We start from the raw sequence: 14547 nt of genomic DNA, 5'->3' as shown, positions 1-14547 counted from the left end.
GGGCTCAGAGTCCGGTGTTCGTGAAGCCGGTCCTGGCCACGACGTCGCCGTATCCGTTGGCGTCGAAGTCCTCGACGTAGAAGAGGTGGAACCCGCTGCCGTCGGCGGCGACGGCGGTGCCCGACTGGTCGCCGGCGGTGTTGGGGTTCATGCGCTCGCAGGGGAAGCGGCCGGTCGTCGTCCCGTCGGCGTTGAACCCGCGGGCGTACACCTCGTGGGAGCGGCCGGCGTTCCACAGGTCGGACTCGGTCCAGCCGACCACGAACCGCCCGGTGTCCTCGACGGCCACGGACGGCGATCCCTGGACGGCGCACCGGTAGGTCTGGTCCACCTTCCCGCAGAGCGGCGGGTACTCCTTGCCGCCGTCGGAGGGCGTGTTCGGCGCGTACCTGCCGAACGCGACGGGGGTCTCCGCGAACCTCTGTCCCAGGGCGGGCGTCAGGCCGCGCGCCCGCACCCGCCAGACGGTCGTCACGTCGCCGCCGGTGACCGCCACGTTGTCGCTCCAGACCACGACGCTGTCGCCGCCGGGGGTCGTCGCCACGGCGGGGGCCAGGTGCTGGGTGGCGGCGTTGGTGTTGATCCGGGTGGCGGCGGCGACGGTCGCGCCGGTCGCCGAGATCCGCCTGCCGTACACGTCGGGCGCCTGCTGCCAGACCACGGTCGCGGTGCCCGCGCCGTCGACGGCCACGTCGGGCCGGTCCCCCGCGCCCACCTGGAGCGGCGCGAAGGAACGGGCGGTCAGCGAGGCGTAGCCGGCCGCGCGGACGGTGTGGGTGGGCCCGTCCTCCCAGGTCACCGTGAACCCACCGGCGCCGCGGACCGCGATCCTCGGCCGGGTCTGGTCGCCGCTCCACTGCGGGTCGTTGGCCCAGATCGTCGCGCTCAGCGTGCCCGACGGCGAGAGCCTGCGCACCGCGATGTTGTGCTCGCCCCGGCAGTCGCCGTCCTCGGCCCAGGCGACGTAGGCGTTGCCCGCGTCGTCGACGCCGGCCGACGGCTGCACGTGGTTCCAGCCGGCGGCGCAGCCGACGCCGCCCATCGAGACCTTGACGGGGCCGGTCACCGGCTGCCCGTCGCGGTAGATGCGCGCGTAGACCTCTGCGCCGTCCACCGAGGCGCGGTCGCGGTCGTCCTCCCAGGCCACGGCCGTGTAGCCGGACCGCACGGCGGCGGCCCTGGGCGCGCGCTGGTCGTCGGGGCCGTTGGCGGTCATCTGGAGCCCGGCCCCGGGGTAGGCCCTGGGGACGATCTTGACGACCTCGTCCTTCATGGCGGTGAAGTCGGCGTCGTAGGCCGCGTAGACGGCCGGGTCGTCGACGCGGACGAAGGAGTCGTCCGAGGCGGTCAGCGAGCCGCCGTTGAGGTTGTGGGAGCCGGTGTAGACGTAGCTGCGCCGCGCGCCGCCCGCCGCCGCCGACGGCCCGTCCACCAGGATGATCTTGGAGTGGATGTTGTCCGGCGCGCAGGTGTCGCCGGCCGGGTAGTGGCAGCCGCCGGGCCGGAAGGTGTGCACCACGATCCCGCCCTTGGCGAGCTCGGCGGCGGTCGCGGCCGTCTGGTTGCCCTCGGCCACGAGCACCTGGACGTCGCAGCCCTGCTGCTTCTTGGCCTTGAGCTCGGCGATGACCAGCGGCCGGTCCGTGGCGAACTGCGACTGCACGACGCGGATCGAGCCGGGGCAGCCCACGTCCCGGATCATGGCCGCGACCAGGTCGGCGCTGCCGTAGGCGCTCTGGTCGTAGGCGGTGTCGCGGGGCTCCATCCAGACCGTGACCCTGCCGCTGGTGGCGGTGAACGGCGCCCGCCAGGAGGTGCGCACCTGGGAGACCAGCGTGTCGAACACCTGCCGGTAGCCGTCGGCCAGCGCGGCGTCGTCCGAGCTGATCAGCATGTTCTGGTGCAGGCCGGTGTCGGGGGCGAGATTCTGCGAGCTCTGCACGACCACGTCGGTCCTGCCGTCCGTGAGCCGGCTGAACACGAGGAACTTGTGGTGGCTGATGTCGGTGTCCGGCCCGTTGCAACCCCTGTCGCAGAGCGTGACGGGCACGCCCGCCGCGGCCAGCTCGTCCAGGAGCGCGTTGTGCCCCGATCCCTCGGACACCACCCGTACGTCGACCCGCCGGTCGTGCGCCGCCACCAGCGCGTCCTTGACGGCCTTGATCTCCAGCACGAAGGTCGCCACGCGCAGCGTGGAGTCCGGGGCGGCCAGCCCGATCAGCTCCAGCACCTTCGCGGGCAGCGGATCGGCGAGCGTGCCGTCCACGCTCGGCCTGCTGAAGTACGCCGACAGCTCAGGAGCCGCCGCCCGGGCCGGGGTGACCAGGCCGAGCAGGCAGGACAGGCCGACGAGGACGGCGGACAGAGGCTTGATCATGCTCGCTTCCCTTCGCTGAGGTTCCGCCGCAGGCCGCGGGTCCAGGCCGCCACCTCGGCCTCGGTCTCCGCCCGCTCCCGGGGCCGGCCGCGGACGTCCGGCCGGGTCTGCCACGGCTCGGGGCCGGTCTCCTTGCGGTACTCCACGCCCAGCGCGGCGAGCCGGCGCTCGTGGTGGCGCAGCCGCGTCAGGAAGTCGTCGAAGTCGCCGCCGGCGGGGCTCCACACGACCTCGGCGAAGGCCGACAGCCGCGGGAAGGCCATGTAGTCGAGCCCGCGGGGCGAGTCGATGTGCTCGGTCCAGAGGTTGGCCTGCGCGCCGAGGACCCGGGCGGCCTCGGCCTCGGTCAGCTCCGGCGGCACCGGCTCGAAGCCGTGGACGTCGCGCAGCGAGATCACGTTGCCGATCGGGACCGGCTCGTCGGGCCGGTCGGACTGCCGGAAGTCCAGGTAGAGCTCGGTGAAGGGGCAGGTGACCACGTCGTGCCCGGCCCGCGCCGCCACGACCGCGCCGTACGTCCCGCGCCAGGACGCCACGGTCGCCCCCGGCGGCAGGCCGCCCTCGATGATCTCGTCCCAGCCGAGCAGGCGCCGGCCGCGCGCCGCCAGGTGGTCGGCGAACTGGCGGACGAACCAGCTCTGCAGCTCCTCCTCGTCGCGCAGGCCGAGCTCGGCCATGCGGCGCTGGGCCGACGGGCTCTGCCGCCACTGCTCCTTGGGGCACTCGTCGCCGCCCACGCAGACGTACTCGCCGGGGAAGATCTCCATGACCTGGTCGAGCACGTCCCGGTAGAAGGCGAGCGTGGTGTCCTCGACGTTGAGCACGTTCGGCGAGACGCCCCACCCGGTGGCGACCTCCAGCCGTTCGTCGAGGTTGCCCAGCTCCGGATAGGCCGCGATGGCCGCCTGGGAGTGGCCGGGCAGCTCGATCTCCGGCACCACGGTGACGAACCGGTCGGCCGCGTACGAGACGATCTCGCGCAGGTCGTCCTGGGTGTAGAAGCCGCCGTGCGGGCGGCCGTCGAACACGCCGTGCCGGCGGTCGCCGAGCGGGCTCTCCCTGCGCCAGGCGCCGACCTCGGTGAGCTTGGGATACCCCTTGACCTCCAGCCGCCAGCCCTGGTCGTCGGTGAGGTGCAGGTGCAGCACGTTGAGCTTGTGCGCGGCCAGCAGGTCGATGTACCGCAGCAGGTCGGGCTTCGGCAGGAAGTGCCGGGCCACGTCGATCAGGCAGCCGCGCCACCGGAAGCGCGGCCGGTCGGCGACGGTGACCGGGGCGAGCAGCCAGTCCCGTTCGCCGACCGCGCCCCTGCGGAAGGCCGCGGGCGGGAGGAGCTGGCGCAGGGTCTGCGCGCCGTAGAACGCCCCGGCCGCGTCGCCCGCCTCGACGCGCACCCCGTCGGGACGCACGGTCAGGCGGTAGCCCTCCGGGCCGAGCCCGGCGGTCAGGACGAACTCGATCGCCCCCGGCCCCGGCGCTCCGGCGGGCAGCGGCAGGCCGGTCGCGGGCGACAACGCGGCCCGCAGCCAGCCCTCCACCCGCGACAGGCCGGGAGGGGCGGCGATCACTGTGGTCGCGGTGAGGGCGAAGGGTTCCCCGCCGTCTGGGGTCACATGGACGGGTCGTGGCAGCAGCAAGACAGGTCCCTGGGGGGTTCGGGGGGCGGGATCGTCGGTCGGTGACAGGGCGGGCGGCGGGTCGTAGCATGGCGCTCGGCTTCCGGTCGCCGCGAGCCGCCCGCGGCCATGCCCGTGATCTGGCCTCTTTTTTCTGGGTGAGCGCCTCGATCAGGATTTATGATGGAGCTCACCATTAAGATTCGTCAAGAAGGGTCATCAGTGACGCTCTCCGTGACCGGCGGCGACCTTCAGCGGCTCCGGCGGCTCAACGCCCTCGCCGCGCTCTCGGCCCTGCGCGCCGGCGGGCCGGCGACGCTGACCCAGCTCGCCGAGCGCGCCGACCTGGCCAGGGCCACCATCAAGGTGGTGGTCAAGGACCTGATGGAGCTGGGCTGGGTGGTCCAGATGGATCCGAGCGGCGGCGAGAAGGGCAGGCCCGCGCGCCGCTACCGGTTCCACGCGGAGACGGGCCGGGTGCTCGGGCTCGACATAGGGGCGCACAAGGTGCTCGTGGTCGTGGCCGACCTCGACGGCAACGTCCTGCACACCACCCGCGAGCCGGTCACCCCCGAGCAGCCGCGCGCCGAGCGGCTGGCCGCCGTCGACCGGGCCGTCGACGCCTGCCTGACCGGCTCGGGCACCGCCGCCTCCGACGTCTGGCTCGCGGTCGCGGGCAGCACGGGCTATGTCGACCTGCAGGGGCGCGTCGTGCTCTCGCGGGCCATCCAGGACTGGTCGGACGTGCCGCTGGCCGACCACCTCGGCGACCGGCTGCGCTGCCCCGTCCTGGTGGAGAACGACAGCAGGCTCGCCGCGCTGGCCGAGTGCCGCAGGGGCATCGCCCGCGACGCGCGGAACCTGATCTTCCTGCACGTCGGCCGCCGGGCCGGCGCCGCCGTCGTGCTCGACGGGGTGCCCCTGCGCGGCAGCGGCGGCGCCGCCGGGGAGATCGGCGTGCATCCGCTGTTCAACCTCGGTCACGTGGGCGAGCTTTTGCAGGCCGTCCCCTCGGTCGAGCCCGGCACGCCGCCTGAGGCGGTCGCGGGGGCCGTGTTCGAGGCCGCCAGGCAGGGTGACGTCGAGGCCCGCCGGGCCGTCCTGCGCTACGTCAAGGTGCTCGCGCTGGCCACCACCGCGATGGCCCTCACCGTCGATCCCGACCTGGTGGTGCTCGGCGGGGGGTTCTCGCGCTCGGCCGACGTGCTCATGGAGCCGCTGCGGGTCGAGCTGGAGACGATGTGCCTGCGCACGCCCGAGCTGCGGGCCTCCGTGCTCGGCGACGAGTGCGTGGCCATCGGGGCCGTGTGCCACGGCGTCGAGCACCTGGCCAAGGTGCTCTTCGACCCGGAGATCGACCTGTCGGTAGCGGCGCCGCCGTCCTCATTAATGGTGTAGCTCACCGAATGTAGCGCATTTATATCGAAGTTCGATATAAGTGAGGCGTGGCGTCCTCTCAGGCGGATCCCGGTCCCGCCCTCGACCTCGACGCGCTGGTCGGCGCGATCGAGGACTTCAACGCGTACTTCATCCGGCTGCCCTCGGTCAGGCGGCTCAACTTCTCGACCCTGTCCGTGCTGCACACCCTGGCGGGCAAGGGGCCCATGCGGCTCACCGACCTGACGGCCACGGAACAGCTCAAGCAGCCCGCGCTCACCAGCCTGGTCGCCAAGCTCGAACGGGACGGGCTGGTCTCGCGCCGCCCCGACCCGCGCGACGGCCGCGCCGTCCTGCTGACCCTCACCGAGGAGGGCAGGGACATCGTCCGCTCCCGGCGCGCCGACCGGGTGGCGCGGGTCGCCCGCCTGGTGGCGCACCTGAGCGACGACGAGCGCGCGGACCTGGCCCGGTACGCGGGCGTCCTCGGCCGCCTGACCGAGATCGCCACGCGGGTCGAAGACCAGGAGGACCGTTCCCTTGACGCATGACCCCTTCCCGTTGCGCCCCGAGCCGCTGCACGTACCGGACGAGGTGCTCGACGACCTGCGCCGCAGGCTCACCATGACCCGATGGGCGCCGTCCGCCGGGAACGACGACGGCTTCTACGGCGTGCGCGGCGAGTACCTGCGTGAGCTGGTCGCCTACTGGGCCGACGGCTTCGACTGGCGGACGGCCGAGCGGGCGATCAACGCCTACGAGCACTACCGGGTGGACGTCGGCGGCGTGCCGGTGCACTTCATGCGCAAGCCCGGCGTCGGCCCCGCCCCCGTGCCGCTGATCCTCAGCCACGGCTGGCCCTGGACGTTCTGGCACTGGTCGAAGGTCATCGACCCGCTCGCCGACCCCGGCGCCCACGGCGGGGTTCCGGCGGAGGCGTTCGACGTGATCGTGCCCTCGCTGCCGGGTTTCGGCTTCTCGGCCCCGCTGGACGGCCGTCCGGACATGAACTTCTGGAAGATCGCCGACGTGTGGCACGAGCTGATGACCGGCGTCCTCGGCCACGACCGGTACGCCGCCGCCGGATGCGACGTCGGGGCGCTGGTCACCGGGCAGCTCGGCCACAAGTACGCCGGCGAGCTGTACGCCATCCACATCGGCTCGGCGCAGAAGCTCACCCTCTTCAACGGCGACCGCGCCTGGGACCTGAGCGGCGGCCTGCCCATCCCGGACGGCCTGCCCGCCGACGTGCACGCCCGGTTCGTCGAGCTGGACCGGCGGTTCGCGGTGCATCTGGCGGCGCACATGCTGGCGCCGGCCACGCTCGGCCACGGCCTGGCCGACTCCCCCGCCGGCATGCTGGCCTGGATCCTGGAACGCTGGACGAAGTGGTCCGACAACCACGGCGACGTCGAGACCGTCTTCACCAAGGACGACCTGCTCACCCACGCGACGATCTTCTGGGCGGGCAACACGATCGACAGCTCGATCCGCACCTACGCCAACAACAACCGCTACCCCTGGACGCCGTCGCACGACCGGTGGCCGGTCGTCGAGGCGCCCACGGGCATCACGTTCGTCGGCTTCGAGAACCCGCCCGGCGTGACCACCGGCGAGCAGCGGATCCGCAGCTTCCTCGACGGCGACCGGGCCGCCTGGTACAACCACGCCGGCATCACCTGCCACGATCGCGGCGGGCACTTCATCCCGTGGGAGATCCCCGACGAGTGGGTCGCAGACCTCCGCCGCACCTTCCGCCCCCACCGCTGACGCCCCCTTCCGGCGCGGCCGGGCCGGGCGGCGTCGCGGCGGGTGCGATCAGAGCTTTCCGGGCAGCACCGGTCTAGCCGGCGAGGGCCTCGGTGATCTGGCGGGTGGTCTGCGCGGCGACCCTCGGGCTGACGGCGGCGTATGTGGTGTAGGCGTTGAGGCCGGTGGCCAGGGCCCAGCCGCGGCCCCTGGTCCAGGTGGCCTCGTCCACGCCGAGCGCGGCGCGGAAGGCGGCCCGGCTGCCGGCCGACATCAGGGTGAAGGCGATCATCAGGTCGGCGGCCGGATCGCCGATGCCGAGCCCGCCGAAGTCGATGACCGCGCTGACGCGGCCCTCGACGGTCAGCACGTTGCCGGTGTGGAAGTCGCCGTGGAACCAGACCGGGGCGCGGTCCCAGCCGGGGGCGCTCATGGCCGCGTCCCACAGCCTGGTCATGGCGGCGCCGTCGAACACGCCGCCGAGCGCCGCGATGGCGGCCCGCGTCGCGCGATCCCGGCCCGCGAGCGGCTGCCCGGCGAGGTCGTACCGGTCCTTCAGCGACGGGACGCACTCGGGCGCGAACCGCTGCAGGGCGACCAGGAACTCCGCCAGCCCCTCGGCGGCCACGGACGAGCCGGCCAGCGCCTCGACGGTGGCCACCTCCCCCTCCAGCCAGCGGGACACCGCCCACCGCCAGGGGTAGCCGAAGCCCGGCTCCCCCACTTCCACCGGCACCGGTACGGCCAGGGTCAACCGCGGCGCGAGCCTGGGCAGCCACTCGTGTTCCTTGTCGGCCTGCCCGACGGCGTCGGCATGGCGGGGCAGCCGGACGGACAGCTCCTCGCCCAGCCGGTAGATCACGTGGTCGGAGCCCGCCGGGTCGAGCAGCCGCAGCGGCAACGCGGCCCACTGCGGGAACTGCGTGTCGACCAGCCTCCTGACCAGGGCGGCGTCGATCGTGGGGCGGACGGGCGCGATTCCCGGGACTGCCAAGGACGACTCCAGCGACGGGCCCGCTCCGTGCGGCGGGCGGCCGGACCATCACAGTGCACCGCGAGCCCGCCTGTCGACCCGATTATCGAAGGCGCGCCACCCGGCGCGAGACTGCGACCCGGCACGGCCGTGGGGCAGGGGCCCTGCCCCACGGGTGTCGCCCGCGTCCTGCACGCGTTCCCGGAGAGGAGACGCCGGGGTCAGCCGGGGCGGTTGCCGGTCGGAATCACGATCTTGGTCTGCGCGCCCTTGGTCAGGTAGAAGGTGGTCCACTTCTTGATCATCTCGTCGAGCAGCCAGGCCGCGGCCGGCACCAGCGGCAGCCCGATCACCCCCTCCCTGAACGCCACCAGCAGCGGCCAGGCGGTCTTGACGACCGGGTCCCACAGCGGCTCGCGCGGGATGCCGTTCCAGTCGGCCGCCTGGTTGCCGGTGAGGTACCTGGAGAACGCGTTGACGAGCGGCTTGTCGATGCTGCCGGGGCTGGTCAGCTCCGCGAGCATGTCGCGCAGGATGTCGTTCAGCTCCAGGCCCTCCGGCGTCGGCCCCATGTTCCTGGGCAGGACGATGTCCGACTGGGCGTAGGAGGTGTCCCAGGTGGCGGGGATGAACTCGTCCCTGATGCCGAGCATGTGCGCCAGCAGCTGCAACGAGTGCAGGTACGCCGCGGACTCGGCGGCGGAGATGCGCACCTTCCACTCGCGCATCCCGCGCATGGAGTAGGTGGCCAGGGTGTGCCACGTGACGAGCATGTCCTCCTGGCTGATCGGGATGGGCCCCGGCCAGTGGGGGGACGACTTGAGCAGGTGCCGCACGGCCGCGTGCACCAGCCGGGTCTTGACGGCCTCGACCACGGCCGTGCCGCCGGGCCCCCAGGCGTTCTGGGGCCTGACCGCGTACGCCAGGACGTTCGTCTTGGCGACCCGGTCCTTCAGGTCGGCGCCGCCCGCGGAGTAGTAGACCGCGCGGGCCTCCTTGGGGATGGCGGTGGCCAGCATGCCGGCCCCGACGATGGTGAGCACGACGATGTAGTTGCCCTTGAGCGCGTGGAACCGCGACGCGGCGTCCAGCTTGGCCTGGTCGGCCCAGGACGGGAGCTGACGCGCCTGCTCGATGAAGGCCCGCAGGTCGGCCGGCAGCCCGGCGGGCAGCGGCTGGTCGTTGCGGTTCCAGTCGTAGAGGAGCCGGTTGACCTCGGGGATGACCCCGCGGTCGAACAGCGAGGCGAGGAGCGGGTCGGCGACGTCGTCCCACACCCAGCGGGGGTCGGCGCCGCTGCCGGAGCCCGCGACCGAGCCGCCGGCCGGCCACTCCCAGCCGTCGGCGAGCGTCTTGGCCTGGGCCGGGGAGGTGATCCCCAGCGCGCCGAGGGCTCCGAGGGCGGTGCCCGAGATCAGGATCTCGCGCCTGCTCAGCTCTGCCATGCTCTGCACTCCTTCGAGATGGGGGTCCCGCTCAGGGCAGTCTCGATCGGCTCGCCGGAGATCCACCGAACAGGGAGCGCGTGCCGTCGCCGTCGCCGGAATCACGCCTGCTGAGTTCTCCCACGCCGCTTCCTCCTTCTCGTCCGGAGCCGAGAAGTGGGTGATACTGAGAAACAAACCATGAGTCTGTGTATCATCATGAGAGCACGTTGTGATGGACATCACAAGACCCGCCCCTGAGGCAGAATCGATCCAGGAGGTGAGCGTGGAATCCGTGCTGTCCGGCTTCATGGCGCCGTCGGGCTCGGCGTCGTTGCTGGAGCGCGCCTTCGTCGACGCCGTCGAACGCGTCGGCGACCCCGACGAGCTGCGGGCGCGCATCCTCGACGCGGCCTACGAGCAGTTCTGCCGGATGGGCATCAGGCGCTCCACCATGGAAGACGTCGCGCGTCTGGCGAAGGTGTCGCGGATCACCGTCTACCGGCGCTTCGACAGCAAGGACACGCTGGTCGAGCATGTGGTGCGCCGGGAGTTCCGCCGTTACTTCGACCAGTTCCTCATCGACATCGAGCAGGCCCGCACGCCGGCCGACCGGGTGGTCCTCGGCTTCGTCAGCTCGTTGCGGGCCATCCGCGGCAACCCGCTGATCGGCGGTCTCATCGCCACCGAGCCCGACCTGCTCGTGCCGTCCCTGATGACCGACGGCGGCCAGACCCTCGCCACGGTGCGGCAGTTCGTCGCCGGCCAGCTCCGCCGGGAGCAACGCGCGGGCAACGTGTCCGACGGCCTCGACGCCGACCTCGTGGCGGAGATGATGGTGCGCATCTCCACCTCCTTCCTGGCCATCCCCAGCGCCGTCATCGACCTCGACGACGACGGGCAGCTCGCCGAGGTGGCCAGGCGCTTCCTCGTGCCCATGCTCCAGCCGCCCGCCTGACGCGCGGGCCCGGGCCTCACTTCCCGCCGGGGAAGGCGGCGCGCAGCGCGGCGCCGCGGGTGACGAAGGCGACGCCGGCCAGGGCCAGTGCCGACAGGCCCTGGAGCACGGCGTACCAGGCCGGGCAGAGGCCGGGGATCAGGTCCACGCCGATGATCGCGATCGGCACGACGGTGGACAGGGTGCGCACCCGGTCGAACGCCTTGTACGACCCCTCCGCGGCGCGGACGGTCATCCGGTGGAGCAGCGGAGCCATCGCGACCAGCACGACCCCCCGGACCCACATGAAGGAGGACGCCTCGCCGCCGGTGAACGCCATCACCGCGACCACGCCGAGCACGATGACACCGACGACCCCGAAGAGCATGACGCACTTCCTCACCGTGGCGAGGGCCTCCTGGGCACGGGCGTCGCCGAGGGCCGTCGTCGCGGGCGTCAGGTCGCCGGGGTTCGTCATGGTCTGTCTCCTCCGTGTCGTTGTGGCAGCGAGCTTAGGAAGCACCCACCGGGCCGGAACATGGGGCTGGCCGTACGGGTGGGTGGGGCTGGCCCCACTTCTGCCGGCGATCCCGTCCCGCCCGTCCCTCTTGACTTATTCTTTTGACCGACATATCTACTTTCCTGAAGGCATATTCCAGCCACGCAATGTTGGCCGATCAGATGAACTCCGAGGCGATCAGACAATTCGTCTGGGACCATGAATCGCGCGTCGTCACGTTCAGCCTTTCGCCGACCACCTGAACAGTGGAATGGAAATTCGCGATGTCTCACGCCCCCGTTCACTCCGACGTCTCCGCCGCCCCGTCCGGATCGAGGTCAGGGCCGTCCCGGCGGGCCGTCCTGGCGGGTGGCGGCGCCGCGCTCGCCGCCGCGCTGGCCCCGGCGGCGCCGGCGCGGGCCCGCGTGGCGCGGGACGCCGGCCGGACGGCCGTCACCTCCGGCACCGACTTCGCCGTCGCGCCCTCGCCCGACGGCCGCCTGCTCGCCCTCGACCTGCTCGGCGTCCTGTGGGTCTGCTCGGCCTCCGGCGGCGCCGCCCGCAGGCTCACCAGCGACCTGTACGACATCGCCCAGCCCGACTGGTCCCCCGACGGCAGGACGATCGTGTTCCAGTCGTACCGCGACGGCGTCTTCGACCTGTGGACGATCCGGCCCGACGGATCCGGGATCAGGAAGCTGACCACCGGCCCGTACGACCACCGCGAGCCCCGCTACAGCCCCGACGGCCGCACCATCGCCTACTCCTCCGACGCGGGCGGCAGCTACGGCATCCACCTGCTCGACGTCGCCACCGGAGCGAGCCGCGTGCTGACCGACGGCTCCGCCGAGGAGTACGAGCCGGCCTGGTCGCCCGACGGAAGCAAGATCGCCTTCGTCGTCGCCGACACCAGGATCGACGTCGTCGAGGTCGCCACCGGCAGGCGCGACACCGCGGTCACGGTGCCCGCCGGGCAGGTCGTCCACCAGCCGTCCTGGTTGCCGAACGGCGTCGACCTCGCCTACCACCACTTCCACTCGGGCGCCAACGACCTGGCCGGCACCGCGGGCGCGCTCGTCACCGGCGAGGAGGTGTTCCCGTTCCGCGCCCGCTTCGCCGCGGACGGACGCTATTACTACACCTCCGCGGGCGCCATCAAGGTCCGCCGCCTCGGCTCCTCCTCTGCCGGCACGGTCGGATTCACCGCCGCGCTGACGACGACCACTCCGAAGTACCGGAAAAAAGCCCGGGTATTCGACGAGCCGGGCTCATTCCCGGTCGTCGGAATCGGCAGCCCGGCCGTTTCACCGGACGGCTCCGCCATCGCCTTCCGAGCGCTCAACGACATCTATCTGATGCGCGCCGGCGGCACCCCAGAACCGCTTTTCCGGGACCGCTGGTGGAAAGCCGACCCGGATTTCTCCCCCGACGGGCGGCGGCTGGCATTCGTCACCGACCGCACCGGCACGCTCAACGTCTGGGTGCGTGAGCTGGACACCGGCGCCGACCGGCAGGTGACCCGGCTGACCGACTCCGCCGCCCTGTCGGTCCGCTGGTCACCGGACGGCAGCGAGATCGCCTACCTGGACCAGGACGGCGCCCTGTGGGTCGTGGAGGTCTCCACCGGCGACCGCCAGAAGATCTACGACGCGACCTTCGAGCCGGGCCGCCCGACCTGGTCCCCCGACGGCAGGACGCTGGCGATGGCCGCGGTGGTGCCGTACTCGCGGCGCTACCGGGAGGGGCTGTCCAAGATCCTGCTCGTGGACCGCGCCACCGGCGCCGGCACGTACGTCGACCCCGCGCCCCACCGGTCCCTGCAGACGCGTGGCGACGACGGCCCCGTCTGGTCGCCCGACGGCACGATGCTCGCCTTCGCCATGGAGTCGCTCCTGTGGGTGCTGCCCGTCGCCCCGTCCGGACGGCCCACCGGCGCGGCCCGTCAGGTCACCCGCGAGGTGTCCGACGCCCCCGTCTGGGCCGGCGACTCGGCCACCCTGCTCTACCTGAACGAGGGCCGGCTGAAGCGGGCGAGCCTCGACGGGAAGCCCGCCCGGCCGGTCCCGGTGCGGCTGACCTGGCGCAACGACCCCGGCCCCGACCAGGTCGTCATCCACGCGGGCCGCATGTGGGACGGCGTCTCCGGCCACGTCGTCCGTGACGTCGACATCGTCGTGCGGGGCCAGCGCATCGCCGCGATCGAGCCGCACCGGGACGGACGGCCCGGCGACCTGATCGACGCCCGCGACAGGCTCGTCATGCCCGGCCTGATCGACATCCACCACCACCGCGAGATGCAGGGCTACGCCTACGGGTCGCGGCAGGGTCCGCTGTGGCTGGCCCTGGGCGTCACCACCACCCGCTCGCCGGGCTCGCCCGCGTACCACATGGTCGAGGAGCGGGAGTCGGTGCAGTCGGGCGCCCGGCTCGCGCCGCGCTACCTGGGCACCGGCGAGGCCATCGACGGGGCGCGCATCTACTACAACTTCATGCGCCCGACGTACTCGCACGAGCAGCTGCGGCTCGAACTGCGGCGGGCCGCCGCCCTCGACTACGACCTGCTCAAGTGTTACGTGCGGCTGCCGGTCGTCTGGCACCGGGAGGTCATCGACTGGGCTCACCGCCAGGGCAAACCGGTCAGCTCGCACTACCACTACCCGGCGATCGCCATGGGCGGCGACCAGACCGAGCACGTCGGCGCCACCAACCGGTTCGGCTACTCGCGCACCGTCACGAACGTCGGCTCGGGCTACTCCGACGTCATCTCCATGTTCAACGCCTCGAAGATGGCCAGGACCCCCACCCTGTTCAACTCCTCGTCCCTGTACCGGGAGGACACCTCGCTGGTCACCGACGAACGGGTGCGCCGGCTCTACCCGAACTGGCGGACGGCCGCGCTCCGGGCGACGGTCACCGCGGCGCAGACCGCCGACCCGGCGACGGTCCAGGTGGTCCGGACGAACCTCGCCAACCAGGTCGCGCAGCTCAAGGCGATGATCCGCGGCGGCGGCGTGGTCACCGCCGGCACCGACGCGCCGATCGACCACCTCGGGGTCAGCCTGCACATGAACCTGCGGGCCATGGTCCGGTACGGCCTGACCCCGCGCGAGACGCTCACCTCCGCGACCAGCACGTCCGGGGCCTACCTGGGCCTCCCGCTGGGCCGGATCGCCGAGGGCATGTACGCCGACCTCGCCATCGTCGACGGCGACCCGCTGTCCCGCATCGAGGACGCGGCCAACGTCACCGCCGTCGTCGTCGGCGGCAGGCACCACACCGTCGAGCAGCTGCTCGCGCCCTACCCGTCCGCCACGACCACTACCGCCACCGCTGCCGCCGGCCAGGCGGCGCCCGCCGGCCGGGTCAAGGCCCGCGTCCCCGTCCATCCGAGCACGGCGGCCCACTGGTGGAACGACCCCGCCCACCTCGACGAAGCCCGCACCGCCTGCTGCGACGGCCACTGACCGAGCCCCGCGCGCGGCGGCCCGGCGCGGGTGTCGCGGGAGAGGCGTACCTGCTGCGGGCCAGGCCGTCCGGGTCAGGACGCCGGAATGTCCGTACGGCCGATCCCGGTCGGCCGTTCGGCCGATCAAGA

General features: G+C 72.5%; 10 protein-coding genes. 5 read left to right on the top strand and 5 right to left on the bottom strand.

Going from position 1 to position 14547, the window contains the following annotated elements:
* Positions 1-4: 4 nt before the first annotated feature.
* Both AB0J76_RS37035 and AB0J76_RS37030 read right to left on the bottom strand, forming a co-directional pair.
* Complete coding sequence (locus AB0J76_RS37035) at positions 5-2377, bottom strand: phospholipase D-like domain-containing protein (RefSeq protein WP_352322807.1); 2373 nt, start codon at positions 2375-2377, stop codon at positions 5-7.
* Positions 2374-4014: a beta-N-acetylhexosaminidase gene (locus AB0J76_RS37030; protein ID WP_352322808.1), complete on the bottom strand. Its 1641-nt coding sequence runs from the start codon at positions 4012-4014 to the stop codon at positions 2374-2376. Before AB0J76_RS37030 ends, AB0J76_RS37035 begins: the two co-directional genes overlap by 4 nt.
* Positions 4015-4215: 201 nt before the next feature.
* Between AB0J76_RS37030 and AB0J76_RS37025 the strand changes: the two genes are divergently transcribed.
* Genes AB0J76_RS37025 through AB0J76_RS37015 form a run of 3 tightly spaced genes read left to right on the top strand, consistent with a single transcriptional unit; the run spans position 4216 to position 7140 of the window.
* Entirely contained in the window at positions 4216-5391 is a 1176-nt protein-coding gene (locus AB0J76_RS37025; protein WP_352322809.1) for an ROK family protein, read from the top strand.
* 47 nt (positions 5392-5438) lie between these two features.
* Positions 5439-5921 (top strand): MarR family transcriptional regulator, encoded by a 483-nt coding sequence (locus tag AB0J76_RS37020; RefSeq protein ID WP_352322810.1) that lies wholly within the window; start codon positions 5439-5441, stop codon positions 5919-5921.
* Positions 5911-7140 (top strand): epoxide hydrolase family protein, encoded by a 1230-nt coding sequence (locus tag AB0J76_RS37015; protein WP_352322811.1) that lies wholly within the window; start codon positions 5911-5913, stop codon positions 7138-7140. Before AB0J76_RS37020 ends, AB0J76_RS37015 begins: the two co-directional genes overlap by 11 nt.
* A gap of 73 nt (positions 7141-7213) precedes the next feature.
* Here AB0J76_RS37015 and AB0J76_RS37010 read toward each other — a convergent pair whose 3' ends face one another.
* Entirely contained in the window at positions 7214-8113 is a 900-nt protein-coding gene (locus AB0J76_RS37010; protein WP_352322812.1) for an aminoglycoside phosphotransferase family protein, read from the bottom strand.
* Positions 8114-8313: 200 nt separating this feature from the next.
* Positions 8314-9537, bottom strand: a complete 1224-nt coding sequence (locus AB0J76_RS37005; RefSeq protein WP_352322813.1) for an oxygenase MpaB family protein — start codon at positions 9535-9537, stop codon at positions 8314-8316.
* Between the two features lie 289 nt (positions 9538-9826).
* On the opposite strand from AB0J76_RS37005, the gene AB0J76_RS37000 reads away from it, so the two are divergent.
* On the top strand, positions 9827-10474 hold the full coding sequence (locus tag AB0J76_RS37000; RefSeq protein WP_352322822.1) for a TetR/AcrR family transcriptional regulator: 648 nt from the start codon (positions 9827-9829) through the stop codon (positions 10472-10474).
* 16 nt (positions 10475-10490) lie between these two features.
* Here the strand turns inward: AB0J76_RS37000 and AB0J76_RS36995 are convergent, their stop codons facing one another.
* Positions 10491-10931: a hypothetical protein gene (locus AB0J76_RS36995; RefSeq protein WP_352322814.1), complete on the bottom strand. Its 441-nt coding sequence runs from the start codon at positions 10929-10931 to the stop codon at positions 10491-10493.
* Between the two features lie 305 nt (positions 10932-11236).
* On the opposite strand from AB0J76_RS36995, the gene AB0J76_RS36990 reads away from it, so the two are divergent.
* Positions 11237-14416, top strand: a complete 3180-nt coding sequence (locus AB0J76_RS36990; protein WP_352322815.1) for an amidohydrolase family protein — start codon at positions 11237-11239, stop codon at positions 14414-14416.
* Positions 14417-14547: the final 131 nt, after the last annotated feature.

The sequence above is a fragment of the Nonomuraea sp. NPDC049624 genome, assembly GCF_040675255.1.
In the GTDB taxonomy this organism is placed as follows: Bacteria; Actinomycetota; Actinomycetes; order Streptosporangiales; family Streptosporangiaceae; genus Nonomuraea.
The sequence above is the reverse complement of the archived record's forward strand: the minus strand, read 5'-3'. Positions and strand labels throughout refer to the sequence as shown.